Genomic DNA, 22785 nt, shown 5'->3' with positions numbered 1-22785 from the left:
GCGGGATCAGGCCGACTTGCGCAGCGGCGCGTCCTCGCTCGCGTCGGGCCCCAATGGCGGAACCATCGGCGCGCGCAGCAGGCCGCGCTCGGCGAGCAGGCGGTCGGTGTCGGCCGCCGACGCCGCGCGGCCGAAATGCCAGCCCTGACCCTTCGAGCAGCCGAGCCGCGTCAGTTCGATCGCGGTCGCCTCGTCCTCGACGCCCTCGGCGGTGATCGGCATCGCCAGGCTTTCGCCCAGCCGAACGATCGCGACGACGATCGCCTGCGCATCGGGGCTGCCGCGCATCGCGGCGATGAAGCTGCGGTCGATCTTGATGCGGTCGAACGGCAGCGCGCGCAGATGCGACAGCGAGCTGTAGCCGGTGCCGAAATCGTCGAGGCTCAAGGACACGCCCTGATTTTTGAGGCTGGTGACGATCGAGCGCACGAGCGGCAGATTCTCGAACAGCGAGCTTTCGGTGATCTCGACCTCGAGCTGCGCGGCGGGGAATCCCGTTTCCACGAGCAATTTGGTCAGCTTCTGGCTGAACCACGGGTCCTTCAGCTGCTGCGGCGAGATATTGACCGCGAGCATGATCGACGGGTCCCAGCGCTTGGCGATCTCCATCGCCTCGCGGATCACTTTCAGCGACAATTCGCCGATCAGCCCGCTTTCCTCGGCGACCGGAATGAAGCGCTCGGGCGGGATCATGCCATATTCGGGCGATTCCCAGCGCATCAGCATCTCGAAGCCGAGCAGGCGTCCGCTCGCGATGTCGACCTGCGGCTCGAAATGCGGAACGAACTCGCCGCGCGGCATGCCGTCACGGATACCGGTCTCGATCTGGTTGCGGACCTGCACTGCCATCTCCATTCCGACTTCGAACCAGCAGAAGCGGTTCCGGCCCTCGTCCTTGCAATGATACATCGCGATGTCGGCCTGCCGGACCATCGTTTCCATCGTCATGCTCGCATCATTGGCGAGCGCGATACCGAGCGACGCGCCGATGCGGATCTGCTGCGCGTCGTGCGCGATCATATTGTCGAGCGCCGCCACCAGCTCGGCGGCGAGCGCGTCGATGTCGGCGCGCGCCGCGGGTTCGAAAGCCAGCATCGCGACAAACTCGTCACCGCCGAGCCGCGCCTTGGTGGCATTGGGCGGCAGGACGGCCGAGATGCGCTCGGCCGCGACCTGCAGCACGCGGTCGCCCGCGGCGTGGCCGTGGATGTCGTTGACGGTCTTGAAATGGTCGAGGTCGAGCAGGAAAAGCGCGACCTGGCGTTTCTCGGCGGCGGCACCCGCGATCATCCGTTGCCCGGCCGCGAGCAGCGCGCGGCGGTTGAGGAAGCCCGTCAGCGGGTCGGTGTCGGCAAGGTAGCGCGCACGCTGTTCGGCCTCGGTGCGCTCGACGATTTCGCGGTTGAGATCCTTGTAACGGCGCCAGCCGAAGAGGATCAGCGCGATGTTGAGCACCAGCGCCGTCGCGAGCGCGCGGTCGGGCCCGCCGCCGATGCCGATCAGCGCGCGAACCGCCGCCTGCATCACATTGCTGCCCGTGCCGACGAACAGCAGGATCGCGGCGACGACGATGCCGCCGGCGATGATGTCGCGTTTGGCGCCCTCGCTGCGGTCGAATGGCTTCGGCGTCGATGTCATATATATGGTCCCACCCTCACGGGCTTTATCGGCGAAAGCGGTGAAATTTGGGTTAAGTGCGCGCTGGCGGGCGCACCTTGCCTTTGCGCGCATCTTTGTGTAGAGGCCGCCGCGTCCGCGTGCATCTTGCGCACGGGCATATCGATGTCCGCGACGGAAAGTCTGTCCACGGATAGCCGCTGGTTGGCGAGGTTTCGCTCACCGGCGTCTTTTGCGTTGCGGGCTTTCGAAGAAGGATTTGAGGCGCATGTTCGACAGTCTGAGCAATCGGCTTGGCGATGTTTTCGGGAAGCTCCGCGGCCGCGGCGCGCTGACCGAGGCCGACGTGCGCGCGGCGATGCGCGAAGTGCGAATCGCGCTGCTCGAAGCCGACGTCGCGCTCCCCGTCGTGCGCAGCTTCGTCGATCAGGTCACCGAACTCGCGATCGGCCAGAATGTCCTGCGCTCGGTCACCCCGGGGCAGCAGGTGGTCAAGATCGTCAGCGACGCGCTGACCGAGATGCTCGGCTCCGAAACCGCCGAGCTCGAACTCGCCGTCACCCCGCCCGCCGTGATCATGATGGTCGGCCTTCAGGGCTCGGGCAAGACGACGACGACCGCGAAGATCGCGAAGCGCCTCAAGGACAAGGAGCGCAAGAAGGTGCTGATGGCGTCGCTCGACGTCAACCGCCCCGCCGCGCAGGAACAGCTCGCCGTCCTTGGTCAGCAGATCGACGTCGCGACCTTGCCGATCGTCGCTGGCCAGCAACCGGTCGAGATCGCGCAGCGCGCCATGCAGGCCGCAAAGCTCCAGGGCTATGACGTCCTGATGCTCGACACCGCGGGCCGTCTCCACGTTGACCAGCAATTGATGGACGAGATGCAGGCGGTGTCGCGCACCGCCAACCCCGCCGAAACGCTGCTCGTCGTCGACAGCCTGACGGGTCAGGACGCGGTGCAGGTCGCGCAGCGCTTCACCGATCAGGTGCCGCTCACCGGCGTCGTGCTCACGCGTATGGACGGCGACGCGCGCGGCGGCGCTGCGCTCTCGATGCGCGCGGTCACCGGCAAGCCGATTAAATTCGCGGGCACGGGTGAAAAGCTCGACGGGCTCGAACTCTTCCAGCCCTCGCGCATCGCGGGCCGCATCCTCGGCATGGGTGACGTGGTCAGCCTCGTCGAGCGTGCCGCCGAAACGATCCAGGCCGAAGAAGCCGAGGCGATGGCGGCGAAGATGGCGAAGGGCCTCTTCGACCTCAACGACCTGCGCACCCAACTCAATCAGATGCGCCGCATGGGCGGCATCGGCGCGCTTGCGGGCATGATCCCGGGCATCAAGAAGGCGCAGGCGCAGATGGCCGCGGGCGCCGCCGACGACAAGATGCTCATTCACTTCGACGCGATCATGGGGTCGATGACCCCCAAGGAGCGCGCGAAGCCCGAAATCCTGACCGCGAAGCGCAAGATTCGCATCGCCAACGGGTCGGGCACCACGGTGCAGCAGGTCAACAAGGTGCTCAAGATGCACCAGGAAATGGCCAGCGCGATGAAGAAGATCCGCAAGATGGGCGGGCTCAAGGGCCTTGGCGCGCTGTTCGGTAAGGGCGGCGGCATTCCCGGAATGGGGGGAATGGGTGGCGGTGGCCTCCCCGGTCTCGGCGGAGGCGGATCGATCCCGCCCGAACTCGCCAATCTGATGAACAAGAAAAAGTGATTTTAACCGACAACTCGAATTTGAATTAGAAAGAAGGAATTACGCATGGCTACCTCCATTCGCCTCGCACGCGGCGGCTCGAAAAAGCGTCCCTATTACAAGATCGTCGTCGCCGATTCGCGCAGCCCGCGCGACGGCCGCTTCATCGAGCGCATCGGCAGCTACAACCCGCTGCTCGCCAAGGACAGCCCGGAGCGCGTCAAGCTCGACGCCGACCGCGCGAAGCATTGGCTGAGCGTCGGCGCCCAGCCGAGCGACCGCGTCGCCCGCTTCCTCGACGCCGCGGGCATCAAGGAACGCGCCGCGCGCAACAACCCGAACAAGGCGGTCCCGGGCGAAAAGGCCAAGGAACGCGCCGAGGAAAAGGCCCAGAAGCTGGCTGACGCCGAAGAAGCGGCAGCCGCCGCGGCCGCCGCTCCGGCACCCGAACCCGAAGCGGCCGAAGAAGCCACTCCGGCTGAAGAAGCTGCCGCCGAAGCGCCCGCCGCTGAAGAAGCTGCCGCTCCCGAAGCTGCCGAGTCGGACGCAACCGGTTCGGTGAAGAGCGAAGAAACCGCCGAAGCCGTCGCCGAAGCCGTCGCCGACGAAACCCCGGCCGATGCGACCGCCGAAGACGCGACCGCGATCGCCGAAGAAGTCGCCGAAGGCGGCCCGGTCGCTGCCGAAGCCGAAGAAGCTCCGGCGGCTGAAGCCGGCGAAGAAAAGGCCGAAGGCTAAGCCTTGGCCGACGCAAATCGCCCCGTCACCCTCGCCGCCATCGCCGGCGCGCATGGGGTGCGGGGCGAGGTGCGTCTCAAACTGTTCGGCGAAGGCGCGGAAGCTCTCCGCGCCTTTTCCGTTTTCGATGCGGGGGACCGCAAACTCACCCTCAAATCGGTGCGCCCCGCCAATCAGGGCGCGGTCGCGACCTTCGCCGAAGTGACCGGCCGCAGCGCGGCCGAGGCCTTGCGCGGCACCGTGCTCACCGTCCCGCGCTCGGCGCTACCCGTCTTGGGTGAGGGCGAATATTATCACCACGACCTGATCGGCCTGCCGTGCGTGTCGACCGACGGCGCCGCGATCGGCCATGTCGCCGCGGTCGAAAATTTCGGCGCGGGCGACATCCTCGAAATCGAGAAACCGGGCGGCAAACGCTTCATGGTGCCGATGAACGCGCGCGCGGTGCCGGCATGGAACGCCGACGGCGTGACCGTCGACGCGGCCTTCGTCGAATAACGACGGCTTCGGGGTGGGAAGCGGACACACCCAATAGCCGTCGCCCCCGCGAAGGCGGGGGCCGCTAGCGGCCTTACTCAGCGGCGTTACGTTAAACCGACAGCGGCCCCCGCCTTCGCGGGGGCGACGGCTGATTTCGGCCGAAACGGGTCGTTTGTCCCTTTCCAACACCGGTCGCAGCTAAAGCGCCCATCCGAAGGCGCGGCGCAATTCGGCCGCGCCGCCGCTTTCATAGGGGAGGCCGTGCGCCATCACGACGCGCTCGCAGTCCCAGGCGAGGATTTGCGCCATCGCGGCGCGCACGGCGCGGCGGCGCGGCCAGAAGGTCAGGCGCATGTCGACCGGCGTGCCGCCCGCGGGATGCGCGACCCCGGCCAGCCGCACCAGCCCGCGAAATAGTCGGCTGCGCACGCGCGCGGGTTCGAAATTCTCGATCAGGTCGGTCAGGATGACGGTGCGCGAGGCGGGGTGGAAAAACACCGCTTCGCTGACCATGGTGCCCGGGACGAGCACGCCGGCGATCCCGTCCGGAAGCGGCATCGCCGGGCCTTCGAGCAGCGCGTCGATGCGGAAGTCGCGCTTCGCCTTTTCGGCGAGCCCCGGCACCGCGAGGGTGCGCGCCGCAGGATAGCGCGCCTGCCAGTCGGCGACATACCGGTAATGGATGCTGTTCGGCGCGACGAGCCAGCCGACCTCGCCCAGCCGGTCGATCGCGGCGAACAGCGCCTCATCGGGCGCGATCGGCGAGTGGACCCACAGCCGTTCGCCGGGCAGGCGCACGACCGTCATCCGCGTCGGAAAGGGCATCGATGTCGGACCATAGTCCATGCGGATTTCGGGGCCGTCGACGATCCAGATTTGCTCGCCGAACGGCTTGGGCACGTTGAGCGGCGCGTAGGGGACGAAGCTGGACATGCGCGTCAGGGTAACAGATGCGGCGGCGGGGTTTCAATTCGGGCGGCGGATATGGAGCACTGGTGCCTCAGGAGCCGCGGCGCTCCATGACGAAATGCATGAACTCCATCGGATCGGGGCTTTCCTCAAACGTGGGCACGCCGTCCGCGATAACGATCCAGCCGCGCTTTTGCTTCACCCAGATATGCGCGAACGGTTCGAGCCCCGACGGATCGTCGAGCGTGCCGGCGCGCACGATCGTCATCGCCGGATAGACGTCATTGGCATTGCACACGCGGCTGAAACATTCGGGGCAATGCTGATTGGTCGTGGTCCCGCCCGACGGTCGCTCGGTCGAGAAGGTCACCGCCCGCCCCGTCAGCACGAGCGCGTCGGTCGCGACGATGATCTGGTCGGCAAAGGCGCTCGCGGTCGATTTCTGACAATCGAGGCAGTGGCAGCAATAGTTGAGCAGCGGCCCGTCCTGCTCGAAGCTGTAACGAAGTTGCCCGCAGCGGCAGCCACCGGTGATCGTCGTCGCCATCAGCGGAAGAAGCAGTTCGCGCCGGCGAACAGCGCGTCGATCTTCGCCGCATCCCCCGGCGCGGCGAACATGCCGCCGATGACATGCTCGCCGGTGCCGATGCTGAACTCCTCGCCGAGCGTACTGTCCTCGATGTCGACGATCGTCACCGATTCGCCCGCCTTGGCACGCGTCGTGCCCACCGCGATCCCGCTCATCGTCGAATAGCTATCGGCGCCGGGTTCGTTGCCGAGGAACCAGCCGGCGAATTTGCCGTCCTGGAAATTGAGCGTCATCGCGTCGTAGCGGGTGAACTCCATCGTGCCCGCACCGCACTCCGCGTTGGTGCTGCGGTCGTCCTCCTTACCCGCGACGTTCGCCAAGGCCGTTTCGGCCTGCGCGCGCGGGACGCCGAAGGCGAGCAGGCTCGCCTTGCCGCTGGTCTTGTCGACGAAGCGCAGCCCTTCGCCGTCGAGGCTGACCGCGGTGGTCGCGGCGTTCGGACCGTCGTTCTTTGCTTCGGGAACTGGCGGCGCGACGGGATCGGCGTCAGCCGGCGCCTTCTCGGCCGCCGGCTTGCACGCCGCGAGCAGGCCGATCGTCGCGAGGGTCATGAACTTGCGCATAGCATCTCCTGTCGCGGCGCGGGATCGCGAGCACCAGTATCGCACCCAATAGTGCGAGCGCCATATCCTTTTGCGCATCCCAGATATCGCCTTGCTGCCCGTTATAGCGGTCGGCGGTCTCGCCCGCCGCGACGATGGTGAGCAGCCATTCGAAGATTTCGTAGAGACACGAAATGGCGAGCACCCAGCCGAGCACGGCCAGCCCCGCGCCGCGTGGGCCGAGCCCGCCCCAGCGCCTTGCGATTTCGACGACGGGGATCACCGACAGCGCGCCGAAGGCGAAATGGACGAGGCGGTCATAATGGTTGCGCGTCCAGCCGAAGGCGTCGGAGAGGCTCGTGCCCGTCAGCGCGCGGGCCCAGTCGTCATAGGGGACATTGCTGTAGGCGTAGCGGCCGCCGAGCGTGTGGAGCGCCATGAAGAGGATGATGCACGCGACCGACGCGGTCGACATCGGCCAGCGGCGAAGCAGCCACGGTGAGAGGGCGAGCAGCAGCGCCGTCGGGATATGCTGGAGCAGCGCGACCTCGGGATAGGGCTGATCGATCTGCGCGAGGAGCAGCAGCGCGAGGAGCAGGCCGAGCAGGCGGCGCTGGGCGGCGGGAATGGTGGCGAGGGCATGCACCACCGCTCCTTATCCGTTCGCATCGAGCGAAGTCGAGATGGACTTCGCTCGATACGAAAGGAATTCGGGGGTGGCTTAACCCTTCTTCAAATGCCGGCGGCCGAGCAACTCCGCGATCTGCACCGCGTTGAGCGCGGCGCCCTTGCGGAGGTTGTCCGAAACGCACCAGAGGTTGAGGCCGTTTTCGACCGTCGGGTCTTCACGCACGCGCGATACGAAGGTCGCGAAGTCGCCGACGCATTCGACGGGGGTGATGTAGCCGCCATCCTCGCGCTTGTCGTGGAGCACGACGCCCGGCGCCTCGCGCAGAATGCGCTGCGCGTCCTCGGCCGAGAGCTCCGTCTCGGTCTCGATATTGATCGCTTCGGAATGGCCGACGAAGACGGGGACGCGGACGCAGGTCGCGGTGACCTTGACCTTGGGGTCGAGGATCTTCTTGGTCTCGACGACCATCTTCCATTCCTCCTTGGTCGAGCCGTCGTCGAGGAATTTGTCGATGTGCGGGATGACGTTGAAGGCGATCTGCTTGGTGAACTTGCTGATGTCCTTCTCGTCGCCGACGAAGATCTGGCGCGTCTGGTTCCACAGCTCGTCCATGCCCGCCTTGCCCGCGCCCGACACCGACTGATAGGTCGAGACGACGACGCGTTTGATCTTGGCGGCATCGTGGAGCGGCTTCAGCGCGACGACCATCTGCGCGGTCGAGCAATTGGGGTTCGCGATGATGTTCTTCGCCGTGTAGCCGTCGATCGCCTCGGGGTTCACCTCGGGCACGATCAGCGGCACGTCGGGGTCCATGCGGTAGAGCGACGAATTGTCGATCACGACGCAGCCCGCCGCGGCAGCTTTGGGCGCGTGGATCGCGGTCGCGTCGCTGCCGATCGCGAAAATCGCCATGTCCCAGCCCGACCAGTCGAAATTCTCGATATTCTGGCACTTCACGGTTTTACCGGTATCGCCGATTTCGATCTCGTCGCCCTGGCTGCGCGACGATGCGACCGCCGCCAGTTCGTCGTAGGGAAATTCGCGCTCGGCGAGAATGGCGAGCACTTCGCGCCCGACATTGCCCGTGGCTCCGGCGACAACGATACGATAACCCATTTACTCACTCCTCAGTGCAAAAACTCGATTGAAACTCTGGTCAGACTTTCCAGCGGAAATGGCCGGTCAGCGGGTGGTCGAACAGCGCATCCTCCTCGCGCGTGCCGCCGCCGATATTGTGGAGGACGAGCGGGACGCCGGTGGTGTCCTTGCGGTCGGACACGATGCCGGTGTGCGGCAGGCGGCCGCCGACCATCTGGGTGAAGATGTCGCCCGGGCGCCAGTCGGCGGGATCGTCGGTGACGGGCACCGCCGCGCCCTGCCGCCGCCAATAGGTCGCGAGGTTGGGCACACGGCGATGGTCGATGTTGCGGTCGGGGCGGCCAAGGCCCCAGTTCTTCGGATAGGCCCTGAAATTGGCACGCATGTCGGCATTTACAAGGGCCTGGAGGTCGACGCCGAGCGCGTCGCGGAAGGCGCGGATCACGACATCGGTGCACACGCCTTTCGAACGGTCGACGTCACCGTTCGGGAAACGAAGAACGGTGTAGGCGGGATCATAAGTCAGCGTCACGCCGACCTGGCGCCGCGCCGCACGCACCAGGCGCTGCGCATGGGTGAGCGCCATCGCTTCGCCCGACACGCCGAACGCGAGCACCGCGCCGAGAAAGGCGCGCCGTGTCGGCTGGAAGGATGAGGATGCTCGCATCAGATTCGCTTTGCCCAAAAGAAAACGACCGGTTCTGCCTGTTGGCGGAACCGGTCGTTTTTGAAAGCTGTTTCGGCTTTGGGTGAGAGAAGCTCTCCTTAGCCTTCGCCGGCTTCCGACCGGTAATCGCGGCGCTCCGCAATACGTGCCGATTTACCAGTGCGCCCACGCAGATAGTAAAGCTTCGCACGACGGACAGCGCCCTTACGGACGACGGTAATCGAATCGATGTTGGGCGAGTAGAGCGGGAACACGCGCTCGACACCTTCGCCGAACGACATTTTGCGCACGGTGAAGTTGGAGCCCATGCCCTTGTTCGAGCGTGCGATGCACACGCCTTCGAAATTCTGGACGCGGGTGCGTTCGCCTTCGACCACCTTCACGCCGACTTTCAGCGTGTCGCCGGGACGGAAGGTCGGAATGGTCTTGTCAGCCTTGGCAATTTCTTCGGCTTCGATCGTCTGGATGAGGTTCATGTCCTCTAGTCCTTTTCTTTTCGCCGCGCGCCAGAGGCAGGTCGGTCCCGAGCGCCCTCATGGCGCTCCCAAAGGTCCGGCCTGCGTAACCGTGTATGATCTTCCGCCTGTTGTTTCCGCCAGGCGGCGATCTTCGCATGATCCCCCGATCGCAGCACTTCGGGGATCGTGCGCCCTTCCCAGTTAACGGGCCGGGTATAATGCGGATATTCGAGCAAACCGTTTTCGAACGATTCGTCGTCCCCGCTTGAAGCCGCGCCCATTACGCCGGGAAGCAGCCGAATGCAAGCGTCGAGCAGCAATAGCGCCCCCATCTCGCCGCCCGACAATATGATGTCGCCCATCGACACTTCCTCGATAGGCCTTGCGTCGAAGATACGCTCGTCGAATCCCTCGAAGCGGCCGCAGAGGATGATCGCGCCGGGACCCGCCGCAAGCTGGCGCACGCGCGCCTGCGTGACCGGCGCCCCGCGCGGGGTCATCGCGAGCACGGGCAAGCCCGGATGCGCCGCCATCGCGTGGTCGATCGCAGCCGCCAGCACATCGGCCTTGAGCACCATGCCCGCGCCGCCGCCCGCGGGCGTGTCGTCGACGGTGCGGTGCTTGTCGGCCGCGAAATCGCGGATCTGCACCGGTGCGCAGTGCCAGGTCCCGCTTTCGAGCGCGCGCCCCGCCATGCTGTGCCCCAGCGGTCCGGGGAACATGTCGGGATAGAGAGTGAGGGGAACGGCGGTGAAGGTCATCTAATCGAACAGGCTCGCATCATGGGTCTTTGTCCTTCGGCGGAGAAATATGCGACACGCAATCCACGAAATGGCGAATGCGCCGACGACGGTGGCAAGCGTTGGCAAAGTGTGAACTCGCCTGACATTGGGTCCGGCGATAATAAACCAAATAGGCAGAACAACCGAGACGATGACCGCGAGGGCCGCCACTAGCGGCGATGCCAACCGAAAGAAGCGTTCGTTTACCCGAGAAATCATCCACGTCACGAATATCAGGACTGCGATCCAGGCGATCAGAGTCACCACCCCCCGCAACTCTCCCAGCGGAATGGAATAACTCATAATTCTTCCTTCACCATTTTTTGGGGCTTCGCGCCCGAAAGACCTGCGCGGTTCAAGGCGGCGGCTGCCATAGCGCCTCGGGGAGCAGGTGGCGATCCTTGTCGATCTCGGCGCGCAGCCATTCGCGGAAGCGTTCGATCTTGCGCACCCCGACGCGATTTTCGCGGTGGACGAGCCACATCCCCGATCGCGCCGAGACATAGAGGGTGTCGAAGGGCTGGACCATGCGCCCGCTCGCGAGTTCGGCCTGCCAATAGAGCGGGGTCATCATCGCGACGCCGAAACCCGCCTGCACCGCGCTCGCTTCCTGCAACTGGCTGTCGAGTTCGATCCCGCGGCGCGACGGCACGGGCGGCGTGTCGACACCGGCGGCGGCGAACCATTCGGCCCACCAGCTGTCGTTGGGCGCGAGCCGCTGGACGCGCAACAGGTCGGCAGGCTCACGAATGTCATGCGCCTCGATAAAGGCGGGCGAGGCCATCGGTGCGAGATATTGGCGCATCAGAAAATCGGCGCGCAGCCCCGGCCACCCTCCCGGGCCGATGCGGATCGCGACATCGACGTTCGAGGCATCGAAGTCGACCAATTCGTTGCTCATTGCCATGCGCACCGCGAGTTCGGGATAGGCGAGCTGGAAGCCGCCGATGCGCGCGCTGAGCCAGGTGCCGCCGAAGCTCGTCGCGGCGTTGATCGTGAGCACTTCGGCCTCGTCGCTGCCCAATGCGGCAAAGGCGTCGCCCATCGCGGCGAAGGCGCCCGAAATCGCGGGGAGCAGCCGCTGCCCGGTTTCGGAGAGGCGCACGCGCCCCTTTTCGCGCACGAAGAGCGCGCGGCCGAGCCGGTCTTCCAATTGGCGGACCTGATAACTCACCGCCGCCTGCGTCAGCCCCAGCTCTTCGGCAGCGCGCGAGAAATTCTGCAGGCGTCCGGCGGCCTCGAAGGTTCGTATGGCGGCGAGGGGCGGAAGGCGGGACATGCGACCATATAAGCCAGACTTATATCATGGTCCACGCCTTTTGTTGGCGGCGCGGTGTGGAAAGGCGCATCTAGGCTGCACTCAAGCGAAAGGAGATGAGCGATGAAAGACGAGCATTTCATGCGCGTTTGGAATGACGGTCATGATCATTTCAGCGCCGATATCACCCGCGGCCTCCACCGGCTCGCGGCCCCGTTCCGCCGCCTCGGCGAATGGATCGCCCTGCCGAGCGCGCCCGGCGAAGACAGCGTCTTCACCCGCGCGGCAGCACGTTGCGGCATCCGCCCGCGCCGCCGCGCGCGATAAATCCCTGCCTCCCCTCTCAAAAGGTCCAGGGCGAAGCGGGACGGGGTCGTCCCTTGCAAAGACCCCGTCCCGTTTTCATCAGTCGGGCGAGACGATCCGGAAGCGCAGCGCCTGAACGGTCGGCGGCGTCGTCGGGGCGAGCAGCAATATCCCGTCGAGCTTGCCCTTTTCGCAGTTGAGCCGGAAGGCGGTCGACATCGCGCCCATCGGCGCGAGCGGCTCGTCGGCGGGGCACTCGCCGACCGCTTCCTTCAGCACCGCGAATTCGGCCGCCCAATTGGCGGCCGAGCGGTCCATCAGGAAATTCATCGCGAGCCTGCCCTGAAGCGGGCTGAGATTACCCGCGGCATAAGCGGCCTTTGCCGCCGCATAAGCTTCCGCCACCGCGCTCGACACCGGCACCTCGCGCGGTTCGAGCAGTCCCGCCCTCTCCATCGCTACCGCAGTATCCCACGCGGGCGCCGACGGCCCGGCGTAGGTGCGGTTCGCCAGCGCGAAGACGCCGACCCCGTGATCGGGCATCAGCATCACATGGCTGCCGTAACCGGGATAACCGCCGCCGTGCGCGAGCGTCAGCCCGAGATCGCAATCCTGCGCGACGCGCCAGCCCATGCCATAGGCGGCCGCCTGCTTGCACGCGCTCGCGCCGCTTGCGCCGATGCGATTGGTCACCGACACGAAGTTGAGTCCCTGCGCCACCTCGCGCACCGTCGATCGCTTCACCGGACCGGCGTCGGCATCGTCGCGCGCGGGCCACGCCGCGAGCAGAAAGGCGACCCACTTCGCATAGTCGTTCGCGCTGACCTGCAGCCCGCCCATGCTGTTGAACGCGCCGTCGGCCATTTCGGGCTCGGGCGACCAGCGCCCGTTTTCCCAGCGATAGCCGAGCGCATAGCGCGCCTTGGGCGTCTGGGTGACGTCGAAGCCGCTCGCCGCCATGCCGAGCGGGGTCAGGATCGTCTGACGGACATAATCGGTATAGGCCATGCCCGACGCATTGGCGACGATGCGGCCGAGCAGCGCATAGCCGAAGTTCGAATATTCGTGGCGGCTCTGCGGCACGCGGCTGAACGGCACGCCCGCGGCGATCATCTTGGTGAAGTCTTCCTGCGGCAACACCTGCTGCCGGTCGCCCCACGGGTCGTCGGTGACGAAGCCGCCGACATGCTGGAGCAGGTCGCGGATACGGATGCGCGGGCTGTCCTTGGTCGGGTAGGTCCAGCCCCTCATTTCGGGGATATGGTCTTCGGCGAGATCGTCGAGGCGGAGCTTGCCGTCGTCGCGCAGCTTGAGGATCGCGAGCGCGGTGAACGCCTTGGTCATCGAGGCGATGCGGAACAGGCTGTCGGGGGTGACCGGGCGCTTGTCGGTGAGGGACTGGACGCCGATGCCCTTCACATAGGCGAGCTTGCCGTCCTTGACGACGCCATAGACGAGGCCGGGGATATGCTCTTCGGCCTGATATTTGGCGAACAGCGCGTCGATTTCGGGGGCGAGTTGATCTAGGGTTTCAGGCGGCGTTTCCTGACCTGCAGCGGAAACCGCGCCTGTAAGCATGAGAGCAAAAGCGAAACCCGATTTCCAGCGCATAGTCCCTCCACAGCCAATCGCCGTCAGGTTAGCGGCGCCGGGAAGAGCCGACAATCCGCGTGAAAGCTATCGTCTGGAAACGACCGCTTGCTGACCTTCCTTCATCGTCATCCCGGACTTGATCCGGGATCCATAGCTGCGCCGTCGTCGTGGATCCCGGATCAAGTCCGGGATGACGAAGCGAGGGTAGTTTGCTGTCCGCTTCCCACCCCAAAGCCGCCGTGCCCCTCCTAATGCCCATATCCGCCGCCCGGGTCTTCAGCCCGCCGTGCGCCATGCGCCGCCTAAAATTCGACGATGATCCGGATCCGGTCGGCGCTTATGCCGATGGCGCGTGCGATCTGTTCGCGGCCGCGGTCGATCAACTCCTGCATCCCTTCGGGCGTGGCCTCGCCGAGCAGGTCGGAGGTCGCGACGCCGAGTATCTTCGCGAGCGCCGCCATCCGGTTGGGCTTGGGGCGGGCCCGGCCCTTTTCCCAGCCCAGAACCGACGCCGCGCTGACGCGCATGCGCTTGGCAACCTCGGCCCGGTCGAGCTTCGCTTCGATGCGGAGTCGCTGCAGGCGGTCGCCGAAGGATTCGCCGTTCGCCAATTCCGTGTCTTCTTCCGGGGTGACGGGCGCCGCGTCGGTAGCGCTCTTCAGTTCCACGGCGCTCAGCGTCGCGCGCGATACCGGACCTTCGAACTGGCAGCCGAAATGCCGTCCGCTGGCCCAGATGACGATGGCCGTTATGTCGCCGGCATGCGGAAGCTCGATTTCGATTCTGTCGCCGGTCGCGAGCTTGATGTCGCTTTCGAACAGCAGGCCCGATCCCGAGATATTGTGGATTCGGACATCGATGCCCGTGCCGTCATGCCGCGCGCCCTTGGTGAGGAGGCTGAGTTTTCGGCGTCCGTCTTGCCGTTTGTCGGCGCCGGGTGCCAAGGGAAGAAAATATCCGGAAATGGCCATAAAGATTTGTTGGGCCGCGCTGGTTAAAAGATCGTTAGCGAGGGCAGGGAAAGATGGCCGCGGACCCCGAATGTCGCATCGGCGTGGCAGGGTAACAGATGCGGCAGCGGGGTTTCAATTCGCGGGGGCGCGGGTGTGGGGGAGTGGTGGCGATGTCTGGTTTGGGGTGGAAACGGACTAACGCTTGGGCGGTGACGTGGGTATAAAGATTGGATTTGGATTCTTCTGTCCACGACACAATTCAAATCCCCCGGGCGACTCCTTTTGGAAGCGCGTCGGCCATCCGCCAATGCACTCGGCTGGCGTCGTATCGATGCCGTCGACGATTGCGATAGACAATGAGTTGGTGCGCGCTTCGCCAATTAGACAATTCAGGTAGGCTTTTGGCATTCCATCAATTTTGACAAATGATGAACCAGTATAATCCGGTTGCGGCGAGTCCGTGACGAACCGCTCAATCTTGCAATTTCTGATCAGTCTCGCGCTGAGAGGGCCAAATTCCTGTTCGTTGTTTGGCCCTTGAATAGAATGTGGGTTATCATCGATCACTCGAAGATATTGGGGTGCCTGTTTCTTCGAAAGCAATGTGGCACCGCCGACGCTTGCGATCGCCAATGCAACCCCGGACAACATTCCTATGAGAAATGGGCGTCGCTTCATCACTCTTGCCATAGCGCAAAATCCTACCGATGTTTTCTATGGCAGCTACCGGTCGGGAGCGGTCATAAGTGACACCCCCCGACGCCCGCCGTAGTCGTCGCTAATGCCCCATATCCGCCGCCGACGCCTTCGGCCCGCCCGGCTTCGGCGGTCTCAGCAGCACCACCAGCGGCACCGATGCCAGCGTCACCCACATCATCAGCCAGAAATCGTCGATATAGGCGACCATCGCCGCCTGCCGGTTGATCTCGGCATTGACCATCGCCATCGCCGCGTCGCCCGCGATGCCGAAACGGTCGGAGGTCGACGGGTCGAGCAGGCCGAACGAGCTGTTGGTGACATGCGCCGCCAGATCCTCGTGGCTCGTCTGCGTGTTCACGCCGAGCAGCGTGGTGACGACCGAAATGCCGACCGACGCGCCGAGGCTGCGGAGCAGGTTGAGCAGGCTCGATCCGTCGGTGCGATGCTGCGGTGCGATCGTCGCGAACGCCATGGTGTTGAGCGGAATGAAGATCAGGCCCATGCCGATCCCCTGCACCAGCCCGCTGACGATCACCGGCTCCATCCCCATCGCGAGCGACCAGTGGCTCATCTGCCACAACGAATAAGCGGCGACGAGCAGGCCGGTGCCGACCAGCCAGCGCGCGTCGATCCGGCCGAGCAATTGCCCCGCGACCCACATGCTCATCAAAATGCCGACCCCGCGCACCGCGAGAACGATCCCGGTGTCGATCACCGGCCAGCCGAACAGATTCTGCAGCATCGGCGGCAGCAGCGCCATCGACGCGAACATCACCACCCCGATCACGACCATGAAACCCATCGCGGTGACGAGGTTGCGGTCGGCGAGCATCTTGCGGTTGAACAGCGTATCGCCGCGCGCGGTGAACAGGTGGACGAAGAACATCCACAGGCACGCGATGGCGACCCCGCACTCGATCCAGATTTCGACGCTGTTGAACCAGTCCTCGTGCGCGCCGCGGTCGAGCATCAATTGCAGCGCGGCGAGGCCGAGCGCGAGCATCGAGAAGCCGAACAGGTCGAACTTGCGATCGGTCCTGCGCGTCGCGGGCAACAGCGCCCACATCATCGCGAGCGTCAGCAATCCGACGGGAAGGTTGACGTAAAAGACCCAGCGCCAGTTGACGCTTTCGGTCAGCCAGCCGCCGAGCACGGGCCCCAGGATCGGCCCGATCATGATCCCCATGCCCCAGATCGACATCGCGCGCGCGTGGCGTTCGGGCGGGTTGATGTCGAGCATCACCGACTGCGACAGCGGCCCGATGAACGCCGCGAAAATCCCCTGCATGAAGCGAAAGGCGACCATCTGGTCGAGCGTCTGCGCCGCGCCGCACGCCATCGACGCGACGATGAAACCCGCGACCGCGCCGAGGAACAGCTCGCGCCGCCCGATGCGGTCGGCGAGCCAGCCGGTGATCGGCATCGCGATCGCCGAGGCGAGGATATAGCTCGTCAGCACCCAGGTCACCGTCTCGCTCGTCGCGCCGAGCGCCGACTGCATGTGCGGGATGGCGACGTTGGCGATCGTCGTGTCGAGGATCTGCATGATCGACGCGCCCATGACGGCCACCGTCAGCAGCCCGCGATAGCGCACGCGCTCGTGGAGCGGGATCATATCGTTGTCGGGCAAGGCCGCGGCGGCGGACCGGCGAGGGAGGGCGTTGCTGGCCATTTCCGGTTCTCAACAATCCTCGTCATTCCCGCGAAAGCGGGAACCCAGCGAGCGAACGTCGCAACCGGGTTCCCGCTTTCGCGGGAATGACGAAATCAGGGTGGGGAGCGGCACGGCGCTTACTTCGTAAACACCCGCACATCGGCCGACAGCCCCGCGATCATATCGCGCGACGGCGTTTCGTCGAAGGCGATCCGCACCGGCACGCGCTGCGTCACCTTGACCCAGTTGCCGGTGGCGTTCTGCGCGGGCAGCACCGAAAATTCGCTGCCCGTGCCCGCGCCGATCGTCAGCACATGGCCGCGCACCGTCAGTCCCGGATAGGCGTCGAAGCTGATTTCGGCGCGCTGGCCGACGCGCATGTTCGCAAGGTCGGTTTCCTTGAAATTGGCCTCGACCCACGGATGCGCGGTGTCGACCAGCGTCACCGCGGGCAGTCCCGCGACCATCATCTGACCGACCTGCAGCCGGTCCGACTGCGCGATGCGCCCCGCGCCCGGCGCGCGCACCGTTGTCCGGTCGAGGTTCACCTGCGCCTGCGACCGCTGGACGCGCGCCGCTTCGACCTGCGGGTTGATCCCGCTCGACGGTCCGGCGGCGAGTTTGGTGCGCGCTTCGGCGGCGGCGGCTTCGGCCTGCCGGACGCTTTCGCGCGCCTGCTGAAGTGCATGGCGCGACGCGTCATAGGCCGCCTTGGTGGTGAAGCCCTTTTCCATCAACGCGGCCTGCCGGTCGAAAGTCACCTGCGCGAACTTCACATCCTCGCGCGCCGCGGCGATATCGACGCTCGACGTGTTCGCGCTCGCCGCCAGATTGCCGACCTCGACCCTGGCGGCGTCGATCGCCGCGGTCGCCTGCGCGACGCTCAGCGCATAGGGCTCGCCGTCGATGCGAAAGAGCAATTGGCCTTTCGCGACCTGCTGGCCGTCGCGGACGGCAACTTCGGTGATCCGTCCGCCAACTTCGGCCGCGACCGACACCTTGTCCATCTGGACATAGGCGTTGTCGGTCGACACCGATCCGCCGCTCGTCAGCCACCAGCCGGCACCGCCCGCGATCAGCAGGGCGGGCAGGCCGAACATCAACAGCCGCGTGCGCCAGTTCGCCTTGGGCGCGGCTTCGGCGGCGGGCGCGGGGTCGGGCAGCGGATCGGCCTTCGGTGCGCGCTTCGGCGGCGTCGCCTCTTCGGCTTTCGGGCGGGAGGGGGAGAGCTGGTCCATCAAACGGTCTCATTTTCTTTTTGGCAGATGCGGCGGGACAGGTTGGCGCGGACGCGCTCGACGAGGTCGATCAGCTGCTCGCGCTCGGCGGCGCTCAGCCCTTCGGTCGCTTCGGCGGTCAGCGCGTCGGCGGTGGCGCGCATCCCGCCGAGCAGTTCGCCGGCGCGCGGCGTCAGATAGAGCTGCCAGGCGCGGCGGTCGGCGGGGTCGGCGCGGCGCTCGACCAGTCCGGCCTCGGCCAGCCGGTCGACCATCCGCGACAGCGTGATCGGCTCGACCTCGATCAACTCGGCGAGCGGACCTTGCCGGATTCCCTCGTGGCGCCGCAGGTAGGTGATCAGCCGCCATTGCAGCGCGGTGATGCCGCTGTCCTTAGTGCGCGCGTTGAACGCGCGCCGGAACAGGCGCGCGCTATCGTTCAGCAGATATCCGATCGTCTCGCTCATGTCATAGGATATAATAGCAATTGCTACTATATTCAACACATGAACGCTCCGCGGGAAGTTCGTAACCTTTCACATCGGACCAATCACTTGCCTCCACCCTTGTCGCCCGCCCGCCCTTGCGGCAGGATGGCGTCATGACTCTGACCGCCGACCTCTTCTGGTCCTTCCGCTCGCCCTACAGCTATCTCGCGATCGGCCGCTATCGCGCGCTCGCCGCCAGCCACGACCTGACGATCAACCTGCGCCCCGTCTATCCGCTCGCGATCCGCCAGCCCGACTTCTTCGAGCGCAATCATCCCAATTGGCTGAGCTACACGATGCGCGACATGATCCGCGTCGCGCAGTTCCACGGCATTCCCTTCGGCCCCCCGCGTCCCGATCCGATCGTCCAGAATGTCGCGACGCGCGAGATCGCGGCCGAGCAACCCTATATCCATCGCCTCACCCGGCTCGGGCAGGCGGCGTCGCGGCGCGGCAAGGGGCTCGCCTTCGCGCATGAAGTCGGCCAGCTCATTTGGGGCGGCGCGCAGGACTGGCATCTCGGCGATCATCTTGCGGATGCCGCAAAGCGCGCCGGCCTCGACCTTGCCGAACTCGACGACGAGGCGGTGCGCGAGGCCGCGGCGCTCGACAATGAAATCGCCGGCAATCAGGTCGCGCTCGAAATCGCGGGCCATTGGGGCGTGCCGACCCTGGTGTTCGAAGGCGAGCCCTTTTTCGGGCAGGACCGGATCGAAATGGCGAAATGGCGCATGGAGCAAAAGGGCCTTCTCCCGCGCTGATCGGCGCTTGCCCGATCGCCCTTCAAGGAGGCATAGCGCGTCGCATGACGATCGAACCGAAGTTTTTCGAAGCGCGCGACGGCGTGCGGCTGGCGTGGCGCGAGACGGGCGAAGGTCGTCCGCTGATTTTGCTGCACGGCCTGTTTTCGAGCGGCGAGGTCAACTGGATCAAGTTCGGCACCGCGGCGCGCATCGCCCGCGACGGATACCGCGTGATCATGCCCGACCTGCGCGTGCATGGATCGAGCGACGCGCCGCACGAGGAGGAATTTTATCCGCCCGACGTGCTGGTCCGCGACCTGGAGGATCTCGTCGCGCATCTGGACCTGACCGACTTCGATCTTGGCGGCTTCTCGCTCGGCGCGCGGACGAGCGCGCGTGCGGTGGTCGCTGGGATGAAACCCGGGCGGCTGATCCTCGGCGGCATGGGACTCGCCGGGCTCGCCGGCTGGCAGCGGCGCGGGCGCTTCTTCAAGCGCGTGATCGCCGAATATGAAAGCGCGAAGCGCGGCGACGACACCTGGCTGTCGATCCAGTTCATGAAGACGATGAAGGTCGATCGCATCGCGGCGGGGCATCTGCTCGACACATTCACCGACACGACGCCCGAAATGCTCGCGGCGCTGACCATGCCGGTGCTCGTTGTCTGCGGCGAGCAGGACCAGGACAATGGATCGGCCGAAGAGTTGGTCGCGTCCTTGCCCGACGCGCGGCTTGCGACGATTCCCGGAACGCATATGTCGAGCGTGACGGAGCCCGAGCTGGGCGAGGCGATCGCCGCCTTTCTCGCGACTTGACCGGACTCGCGCCGAGCGCCTAGCTGTTCCTATGTGCCAGAGAGCGCTGATAGAACATCCAGAGGACGCACCCATGAAAGCCATGATTTCGACGCTGTCGCTTGCCCTGTCGCTCGCGGTGGCGACCCCCGCCTTTGCTCAGAGCGCACCCGCCGCGGCTCCGGCCGCCGCTGCCCCAACCGCCGCCGAAGCCGACGCCTTTATCGCCGCGGTCGAAAAGGATTTGTTCGACTATACGGTCGAGGCGAGCCAGGTGAACTGGGTCAACGCGACCTACATCACCGAGGATACCGACGCGATGGCGGCGCGAATCAACGCGGTCGGCACCGAAAAGTCGGTCAAATATGCGCTCGAGGCCGCCAAATATATGAATGTCGCGGGGCTGAGCGCCGACACCAAGCGCAAGCTCGACATTTTGCGCACCGGCATCGTGCTGCCCGCGCCGACGACGCCTGGCGCTGCGACCGAGCTCAATCAGATCGCGACGAACCTGCAGTCGCAATATGGCAAGGGTCGCGGCACGCTGAACGGCAAGGAAATTTCGGGTTCGGATATCGAGGCCGAGATGGGCAATCTCGAGCATACGCCCGCCGAATATGCCGAAATGTGGACGAGCTGGCACGACAATGTCGGCGCGCCGATGAAGAATGACTACGCGCGCATGGTCGGCATCGCCAACGAGGGCGCGAAGGAACTCGGCTTCGCGAACACCGGCGCGATGTGGCGTTCGGGTTATGACATGCCGCCCGAGGAGTTCGCCAAACTGACCGAGAAGATCTGGCAGGACATGAAGCCGCTTTACGTGGCGCTCCACACCTATGTCCGCTGGAAACTCAACGAGAAATATGGCGATGCGGTGCAGCCGAAGACCGGCCCGATCCGCGCCGACCTGCTCGGCAATATGTGGGCGCAGGAATGGGGCAATATCTATCCGCTCGTCGCGCCGGCGGGCGCGGGTGATCTCGGTTACGACATCGGCGACCTGCTCACCGCGCAGGGCAAGACCCCGCTCGACATGGTCAAGGCGGGCGAGAATTTCTATTCGTCGCTTGACATGGCGCCACTGCCCGAGACCTTTTGGAAGCGCAGCCTGTTCACCAAGCCCGCCGACCGCGAAGTCATCTGCCACGCCTCGGCATGGGATATCGACAACAAGGACGATATCCGCATCAAGATGTGCATCAAGGTGAATGCCGACGACTTCGTCACCATCCACCACGAACTTGGGCACAATTATTACCAGCGCGCCTATAACAAGCAGCCGTTCCTCTATTTGAACGGCGCGAACGACGGCTTCCACGAGGCGATCGGCGATTTCGTCGCGCTGTCGATCACCCCGCAATATCTGGTCGACATCGGCCTGCTCGACAAGGCGAAGGTGCCGAGCGCCGACAAGGATATCGGCCTCTTGCTGCGGCAGGCGATGGACAAGGTCGCCTTCCTGCCCTTCGGCCTGCTCGTCGACCGCTGGCGCTGGGGCGTCTTCGACGGCTCGATCCAGCCCGCCGACTACAATAAGGCGTGGACTGAGCTGCGCACCCAATATCAGGGCATCGTCCCGCCGGGTGAGCGGCCGGCGAACGCGTTCGACGCGGGTGCGAAATACCATATCCCCGGCAACACGCCCTACACGCGTTACTTCCTCGCGCGCGTGCTGCAGTTCCAATTCTATCAGGCGGCGTGCAAGCAGGCCGGCTGGAAGGGACCGCTCCACCGCTGTTCCTTCTATGGCAACAAAGAGGTCGGCGCGAAGCTCAATGCGATGCTCGAAATGGGCGCGTCGAAGCCGTGGCCCGATGCGCTCGAAGCCTTCACCGGCAACCGCGAAATGTCGGGCAAGGCGATGGCCGACTATTTCGCGCCGCTGAAGAAATGGCTCGACGAACAGAACAAGGGCAAGCCGTCGGGCTGGTGAGAAGCGAATTCAGCGAAGACGAAGAGGCCGGGGTGGCGACGCCCCGGCCTTTTTCATTGCGCCTCGACCGATTGCTTGAAGCGCGCGAGCCGCGCGGTCGCCGCGGCGGCGTGCGGGCCGATCCAGCGGTCGTGGATGTCCTGGATCGGCATCGCGTTGAGATGGTTCCAGCGCTCGCGGCCGCGGCGTTCGGCGATGACGAGGCCGGCATCCTCCAGCACCTTCAGATGTTGCATCACCGTGCAGCGGTCGATGTTGGCGAAGTTGCCGCACAGCGTGCCGGTGGTGAGCGGCTGGTCCTTGAGGTCGTCGAGGATCTGGCGGCGGACGTGCGACGACAATGCCTTGAAAACCTTGTCATATTCTTCGTGGATTGACATGTTATAAATTTATAACATAAAATCCGTCCGACTCAAGCGGAGAATCGACATGGAACTGAAATTCAGGGTCGCGGCGCGGATCGCGAAGCCGGTGCACGAGGTGTTCGAGGCGGTCGCCGACCCCGCGAAACTGTCGAACTATTTCACGACGGGCGGCGCGCAGGGCCGGCTGGAGACCGGCGCGACGGTGACATGGGACTTCCACGACTTTCCGGGTGCCTTTCCGGTATGGGTGATCGAGGTCGTGGAGGACGAGAAGATCGTCCTCGAATGGCAGGCGAGCGAGGGCGAGGCGCACAATGTCGAGGGCAGCGAGCCGAAGGATGCCGATTACCGCACCCGCGTAACGATGCGTTTCAAGGGGCTCGACGACGGGCGCACGCTGGTCGAGATCGCCGAGGAGGGCTGGCGCGAGAATCAGGGCGCGCTCAGCGCGTCCTATGGCAATTGCCAGGGCTGGTCGCAGATGCTCTGCGCGCTCAAGGCGTGGACCGAGCACGGGATCAACCTGCGCGAAGGCATGTATGTGTGACGATTGTGGAGCGGCAGGTTGCCGGTTC

General features: G+C 65.2%; 25 protein-coding genes and 1 pseudogene. 8 read left to right on the top strand and 18 right to left on the bottom strand.

All coding sequences use genetic code 11. The features are described 5' to 3' along the window. Nucleotides 1-6: 6 nt before the first annotated feature. Complete coding sequence (locus VFG17_RS12010; RefSeq protein ID WP_325029708.1) at nucleotides 7-1638, bottom strand: putative bifunctional diguanylate cyclase/phosphodiesterase; 1632 nt, start codon at nucleotides 1636-1638, stop codon at nucleotides 7-9. A 247-nt stretch (nucleotides 1639-1885) separates the two neighbouring features. On the opposite strand from VFG17_RS12010, the gene ffh reads away from it, so the two are divergent. The 3 genes and pseudogenes from ffh to rimM all read left to right on the top strand — a co-directional run bounded on the left by ffh (nucleotide 1886) and on the right by rimM (nucleotide 4546). Continuing rightward, on the top strand, nucleotides 1886-3331 hold the full coding sequence (ffh, locus tag VFG17_RS12005) for a signal recognition particle protein (protein ID WP_325029707.1): 1446 nt from the start codon (nucleotides 1886-1888) through the stop codon (nucleotides 3329-3331). Between the two features lie 45 nt (nucleotides 3332-3376). Further along, nucleotides 3377-3853 (top strand): annotated as a pseudogene (gene rpsP, locus VFG17_RS12000) (30S ribosomal protein S16); the annotation flags it as partial. 198 nt (nucleotides 3854-4051) lie between these two features. Next, nucleotides 4052-4546 carry a ribosome maturation factor RimM gene (gene rimM, locus VFG17_RS11995; RefSeq protein ID WP_325029706.1) on the top strand — a complete coding sequence of 165 codons (495 nt, stop codon included), beginning with the start codon at nucleotides 4052-4054 and terminating at the stop codon, nucleotides 4544-4546. A gap of 180 nt (nucleotides 4547-4726) precedes the next feature. Here rimM and VFG17_RS11990 read toward each other — a convergent pair whose 3' ends face one another. From VFG17_RS11990 to VFG17_RS11945, 10 genes are all read right to left on the bottom strand, one after another. Next, on the bottom strand, nucleotides 4727-5461 hold the full coding sequence (locus VFG17_RS11990) for a DUF4336 domain-containing protein (protein WP_325029705.1): 735 nt from the start codon (nucleotides 5459-5461) through the stop codon (nucleotides 4727-4729). A gap of 67 nt (nucleotides 5462-5528) precedes the next feature. Continuing rightward, nucleotides 5529-5984: a GFA family protein gene (locus tag VFG17_RS11985; RefSeq protein WP_325029704.1), complete on the bottom strand. Its 456-nt coding sequence runs from the start codon at nucleotides 5982-5984 to the stop codon at nucleotides 5529-5531. After that, on the bottom strand, nucleotides 5984-6589 hold the full coding sequence (locus tag VFG17_RS11980) for a hypothetical protein (protein ID WP_325029703.1): 606 nt from the start codon (nucleotides 6587-6589) through the stop codon (nucleotides 5984-5986). The genes VFG17_RS11985 and VFG17_RS11980 overlap by 1 nt, the downstream gene beginning before the upstream one ends. Next, complete coding sequence (locus tag VFG17_RS11975; RefSeq protein ID WP_325029702.1) at nucleotides 6513-7214, bottom strand: DUF2238 domain-containing protein; 702 nt, start codon at nucleotides 7212-7214, stop codon at nucleotides 6513-6515. The genes VFG17_RS11980 and VFG17_RS11975 overlap by 77 nt, the downstream gene beginning before the upstream one ends. Before the next feature lie 75 nt (nucleotides 7215-7289). Next, complete coding sequence (locus VFG17_RS11970) at nucleotides 7290-8315, bottom strand: aspartate-semialdehyde dehydrogenase (protein WP_325029701.1); 1026 nt, start codon at nucleotides 8313-8315, stop codon at nucleotides 7290-7292. Between the two features lie 40 nt (nucleotides 8316-8355). Further along, complete coding sequence (locus VFG17_RS11965; RefSeq protein ID WP_325029700.1) at nucleotides 8356-8964, bottom strand: DUF1287 domain-containing protein; 609 nt, start codon at nucleotides 8962-8964, stop codon at nucleotides 8356-8358. 98 nt (nucleotides 8965-9062) lie between these two features. Then, entirely contained in the window at nucleotides 9063-9440 is a 378-nt protein-coding gene (gene rplS, locus VFG17_RS11960; protein WP_325029699.1) for a 50S ribosomal protein L19, read from the bottom strand. Nucleotides 9441-9445: 5 nt separating this feature from the next. Beyond that, nucleotides 9446-10183, bottom strand: a complete 738-nt coding sequence (gene trmD / locus VFG17_RS11955; protein ID WP_325029698.1) for a tRNA (guanosine(37)-N1)-methyltransferase TrmD — start codon at nucleotides 10181-10183, stop codon at nucleotides 9446-9448. Continuing rightward, nucleotides 10184-10507, bottom strand: coding sequence for a hypothetical protein (locus tag VFG17_RS11950; protein ID WP_325029697.1), 324 nt, complete (start codon nucleotides 10505-10507; stop codon nucleotides 10184-10186). Nucleotides 10508-10559: 52 nt separating this feature from the next. Then, the gene (locus VFG17_RS11945) at nucleotides 10560-11483 is read right to left on the bottom strand and encodes a LysR substrate-binding domain-containing protein (RefSeq protein WP_325029696.1); all 924 of its coding nucleotides are present in this window, start codon (nucleotides 11481-11483) and stop codon (nucleotides 10560-10562) included. Between the two features lie 102 nt (nucleotides 11484-11585). On the opposite strand from VFG17_RS11945, the gene VFG17_RS11940 reads away from it, so the two are divergent. Then, on the top strand, nucleotides 11586-11789 hold the full coding sequence (locus VFG17_RS11940; protein ID WP_325029695.1) for a hypothetical protein: 204 nt from the start codon (nucleotides 11586-11588) through the stop codon (nucleotides 11787-11789). Between the two features lie 78 nt (nucleotides 11790-11867). Here VFG17_RS11940 and VFG17_RS11935 read toward each other — a convergent pair whose 3' ends face one another. The 6 genes from VFG17_RS11935 to VFG17_RS11910 form a co-directional block, all read right to left on the bottom strand. Continuing rightward, complete coding sequence (locus tag VFG17_RS11935; RefSeq protein ID WP_325029694.1) at nucleotides 11868-13379, bottom strand: serine hydrolase domain-containing protein; 1512 nt, start codon at nucleotides 13377-13379, stop codon at nucleotides 11868-11870. A gap of 284 nt (nucleotides 13380-13663) precedes the next feature. Further along, entirely contained in the window at nucleotides 13664-14332 is a 669-nt protein-coding gene (locus VFG17_RS11930; protein WP_325029693.1) for a helix-turn-helix domain-containing protein, read from the bottom strand. A 177-nt stretch (nucleotides 14333-14509) separates the two neighbouring features. Continuing rightward, complete coding sequence (locus VFG17_RS11925) at nucleotides 14510-14992, bottom strand: hypothetical protein (RefSeq protein WP_325029692.1); 483 nt, start codon at nucleotides 14990-14992, stop codon at nucleotides 14510-14512. A gap of 100 nt (nucleotides 14993-15092) precedes the next feature. Then, entirely contained in the window at nucleotides 15093-16685 is a 1593-nt protein-coding gene (locus VFG17_RS11920) for an MDR family MFS transporter (protein ID WP_325029691.1), read from the bottom strand. Nucleotides 16686-16804: 119 nt separating this feature from the next. Then, nucleotides 16805-17905, bottom strand: a complete 1101-nt coding sequence (locus tag VFG17_RS11915) for an HlyD family secretion protein (protein WP_325029690.1) — start codon at nucleotides 17903-17905, stop codon at nucleotides 16805-16807. Further along, the gene (locus tag VFG17_RS11910; protein WP_325029689.1) at nucleotides 17905-18351 is read right to left on the bottom strand and encodes a MarR family transcriptional regulator; all 447 of its coding nucleotides are present in this window, start codon (nucleotides 18349-18351) and stop codon (nucleotides 17905-17907) included. Before VFG17_RS11910 ends, VFG17_RS11915 begins: the two co-directional genes overlap by 1 nt. A gap of 134 nt (nucleotides 18352-18485) precedes the next feature. On the opposite strand from VFG17_RS11910, the gene VFG17_RS11905 reads away from it, so the two are divergent. The 3 genes from VFG17_RS11905 (at nucleotide 18486) to VFG17_RS11895 (ending at nucleotide 21845) form a co-directional block, all read left to right on the top strand. Continuing rightward, nucleotides 18486-19133 (top strand): 2-hydroxychromene-2-carboxylate isomerase, encoded by a 648-nt coding sequence (locus VFG17_RS11905; protein ID WP_325029688.1) that lies wholly within the window; start codon nucleotides 18486-18488, stop codon nucleotides 19131-19133. Between the two features lie 44 nt (nucleotides 19134-19177). After that, nucleotides 19178-19930: an alpha/beta fold hydrolase gene (locus VFG17_RS11900; protein WP_325029687.1), complete on the top strand. Its 753-nt coding sequence runs from the start codon at nucleotides 19178-19180 to the stop codon at nucleotides 19928-19930. Nucleotides 19931-20003: 73 nt separating this feature from the next. Then, nucleotides 20004-21845: a M2 family metallopeptidase gene (locus tag VFG17_RS11895; RefSeq protein WP_325029686.1), complete on the top strand. Its 1842-nt coding sequence runs from the start codon at nucleotides 20004-20006 to the stop codon at nucleotides 21843-21845. 53 nt (nucleotides 21846-21898) lie between these two features. Here VFG17_RS11895 and VFG17_RS11890 read toward each other — a convergent pair whose 3' ends face one another. Next, nucleotides 21899-22225 carry an ArsR/SmtB family transcription factor gene (locus VFG17_RS11890; protein ID WP_325029685.1) on the bottom strand — a complete coding sequence of 109 codons (327 nt, stop codon included), beginning with the start codon at nucleotides 22223-22225 and terminating at the stop codon, nucleotides 21899-21901. A 49-nt stretch (nucleotides 22226-22274) separates the two neighbouring features. On the opposite strand from VFG17_RS11890, the gene VFG17_RS11885 reads away from it, so the two are divergent. Continuing rightward, entirely contained in the window at nucleotides 22275-22757 is a 483-nt protein-coding gene (locus VFG17_RS11885) for an SRPBCC family protein (RefSeq protein WP_325029684.1), read from the top strand. Nucleotides 22758-22785: the final 28 nt, after the last annotated feature.

The organism is Sphingopyxis sp., from assembly GCF_035686825.1.
In the GTDB taxonomy this organism is placed as follows: Bacteria; Pseudomonadota; Alphaproteobacteria; order Sphingomonadales; family Sphingomonadaceae; genus Sphingopyxis.
The sequence above is the reverse complement of the archived record's forward strand: the minus strand, read 5'-3'. Positions and strand labels throughout refer to the sequence as shown.

What these genes read in the sequence shown, in the direction of transcription:
- VFG17_RS11895 (WP_325029686.1), top strand. Translation starts at nt 20,004, where the DNA reads ATGAAAGCCATGATTTCGACGCTGTCGCTTGCCCTGTCGCTCGCGGTG.
- VFG17_RS11905 (WP_325029688.1), top strand. Translation starts at nt 18,486, where the DNA reads ATGACTCTGACCGCCGACCTCTTCTGGTCCTTCCGCTCGCCCTACAGC.
- VFG17_RS12010 (WP_325029708.1), bottom strand. Translation starts at nt 1,638, where the DNA reads ATGACATCGACGCCGAAGCCATTCGACCGCAGCGAGGGCGCCAAACGC.
- VFG17_RS11915 (WP_325029690.1), bottom strand. Translation starts at nt 17,905, where the DNA reads ATGGACCAGCTCTCCCCCTCCCGCCCGAAAGCCGAAGAGGCGACGCCG.
- VFG17_RS11935 (WP_325029694.1), bottom strand. Translation starts at nt 13,379, where the DNA reads ATGCGCTGGAAATCGGGTTTCGCTTTTGCTCTCATGCTTACAGGCGCG.
- VFG17_RS11970 (WP_325029701.1), bottom strand. Translation starts at nt 8,315, where the DNA reads ATGGGTTATCGTATCGTTGTCGCCGGAGCCACGGGCAATGTCGGGCGC.
- VFG17_RS11925 (WP_325029692.1), bottom strand. Translation starts at nt 14,992, where the DNA reads ATGAAGCGACGCCCATTTCTCATAGGAATGTTGTCCGGGGTTGCATTG.
- VFG17_RS11980 (WP_325029703.1), bottom strand. Translation starts at nt 6,589, where the DNA reads ATGCGCAAGTTCATGACCCTCGCGACGATCGGCCTGCTCGCGGCGTGC.
- VFG17_RS11985 (WP_325029704.1), bottom strand. Translation starts at nt 5,984, where the DNA reads ATGGCGACGACGATCACCGGTGGCTGCCGCTGCGGGCAACTTCGTTAC.
- trmD (WP_325029698.1), bottom strand. Translation starts at nt 10,183, where the DNA reads ATGACCTTCACCGCCGTTCCCCTCACTCTCTATCCCGACATGTTCCCC.
- VFG17_RS11890 (WP_325029685.1), bottom strand. Translation starts at nt 22,225, where the DNA reads ATGTCAATCCACGAAGAATATGACAAGGTTTTCAAGGCATTGTCGTCG.
- VFG17_RS11990 (WP_325029705.1), bottom strand. Translation starts at nt 5,461, where the DNA reads ATGTCCAGCTTCGTCCCCTACGCGCCGCTCAACGTGCCCAAGCCGTTC.
- VFG17_RS11900 (WP_325029687.1), top strand. Translation starts at nt 19,178, where the DNA reads ATGACGATCGAACCGAAGTTTTTCGAAGCGCGCGACGGCGTGCGGCTG.
- ffh (WP_325029707.1), top strand. Translation starts at nt 1,886, where the DNA reads ATGTTCGACAGTCTGAGCAATCGGCTTGGCGATGTTTTCGGGAAGCTC.
- VFG17_RS11885 (WP_325029684.1), top strand. Translation starts at nt 22,275, where the DNA reads ATGGAACTGAAATTCAGGGTCGCGGCGCGGATCGCGAAGCCGGTGCAC.
- VFG17_RS11950 (WP_325029697.1), bottom strand. Translation starts at nt 10,507, where the DNA reads ATGAGTTATTCCATTCCGCTGGGAGAGTTGCGGGGGGTGGTGACTCTG.
- VFG17_RS11920 (WP_325029691.1), bottom strand. Translation starts at nt 16,685, where the DNA reads ATGGCCAGCAACGCCCTCCCTCGCCGGTCCGCCGCCGCGGCCTTGCCC.
- rplS (WP_325029699.1), bottom strand. Translation starts at nt 9,440, where the DNA reads ATGAACCTCATCCAGACGATCGAAGCCGAAGAAATTGCCAAGGCTGAC.
- VFG17_RS11930 (WP_325029693.1), bottom strand. Translation starts at nt 14,332, where the DNA reads ATGGCCATTTCCGGATATTTTCTTCCCTTGGCACCCGGCGCCGACAAA.
- VFG17_RS11940 (WP_325029695.1), top strand. Translation starts at nt 11,586, where the DNA reads ATGAAAGACGAGCATTTCATGCGCGTTTGGAATGACGGTCATGATCAT.
- VFG17_RS11910 (WP_325029689.1), bottom strand. Translation starts at nt 18,351, where the DNA reads ATGAGCGAGACGATCGGATATCTGCTGAACGATAGCGCGCGCCTGTTC.
- VFG17_RS11965 (WP_325029700.1), bottom strand. Translation starts at nt 8,964, where the DNA reads ATGCGAGCATCCTCATCCTTCCAGCCGACACGGCGCGCCTTTCTCGGC.
- VFG17_RS11945 (WP_325029696.1), bottom strand. Translation starts at nt 11,483, where the DNA reads ATGTCCCGCCTTCCGCCCCTCGCCGCCATACGAACCTTCGAGGCCGCC.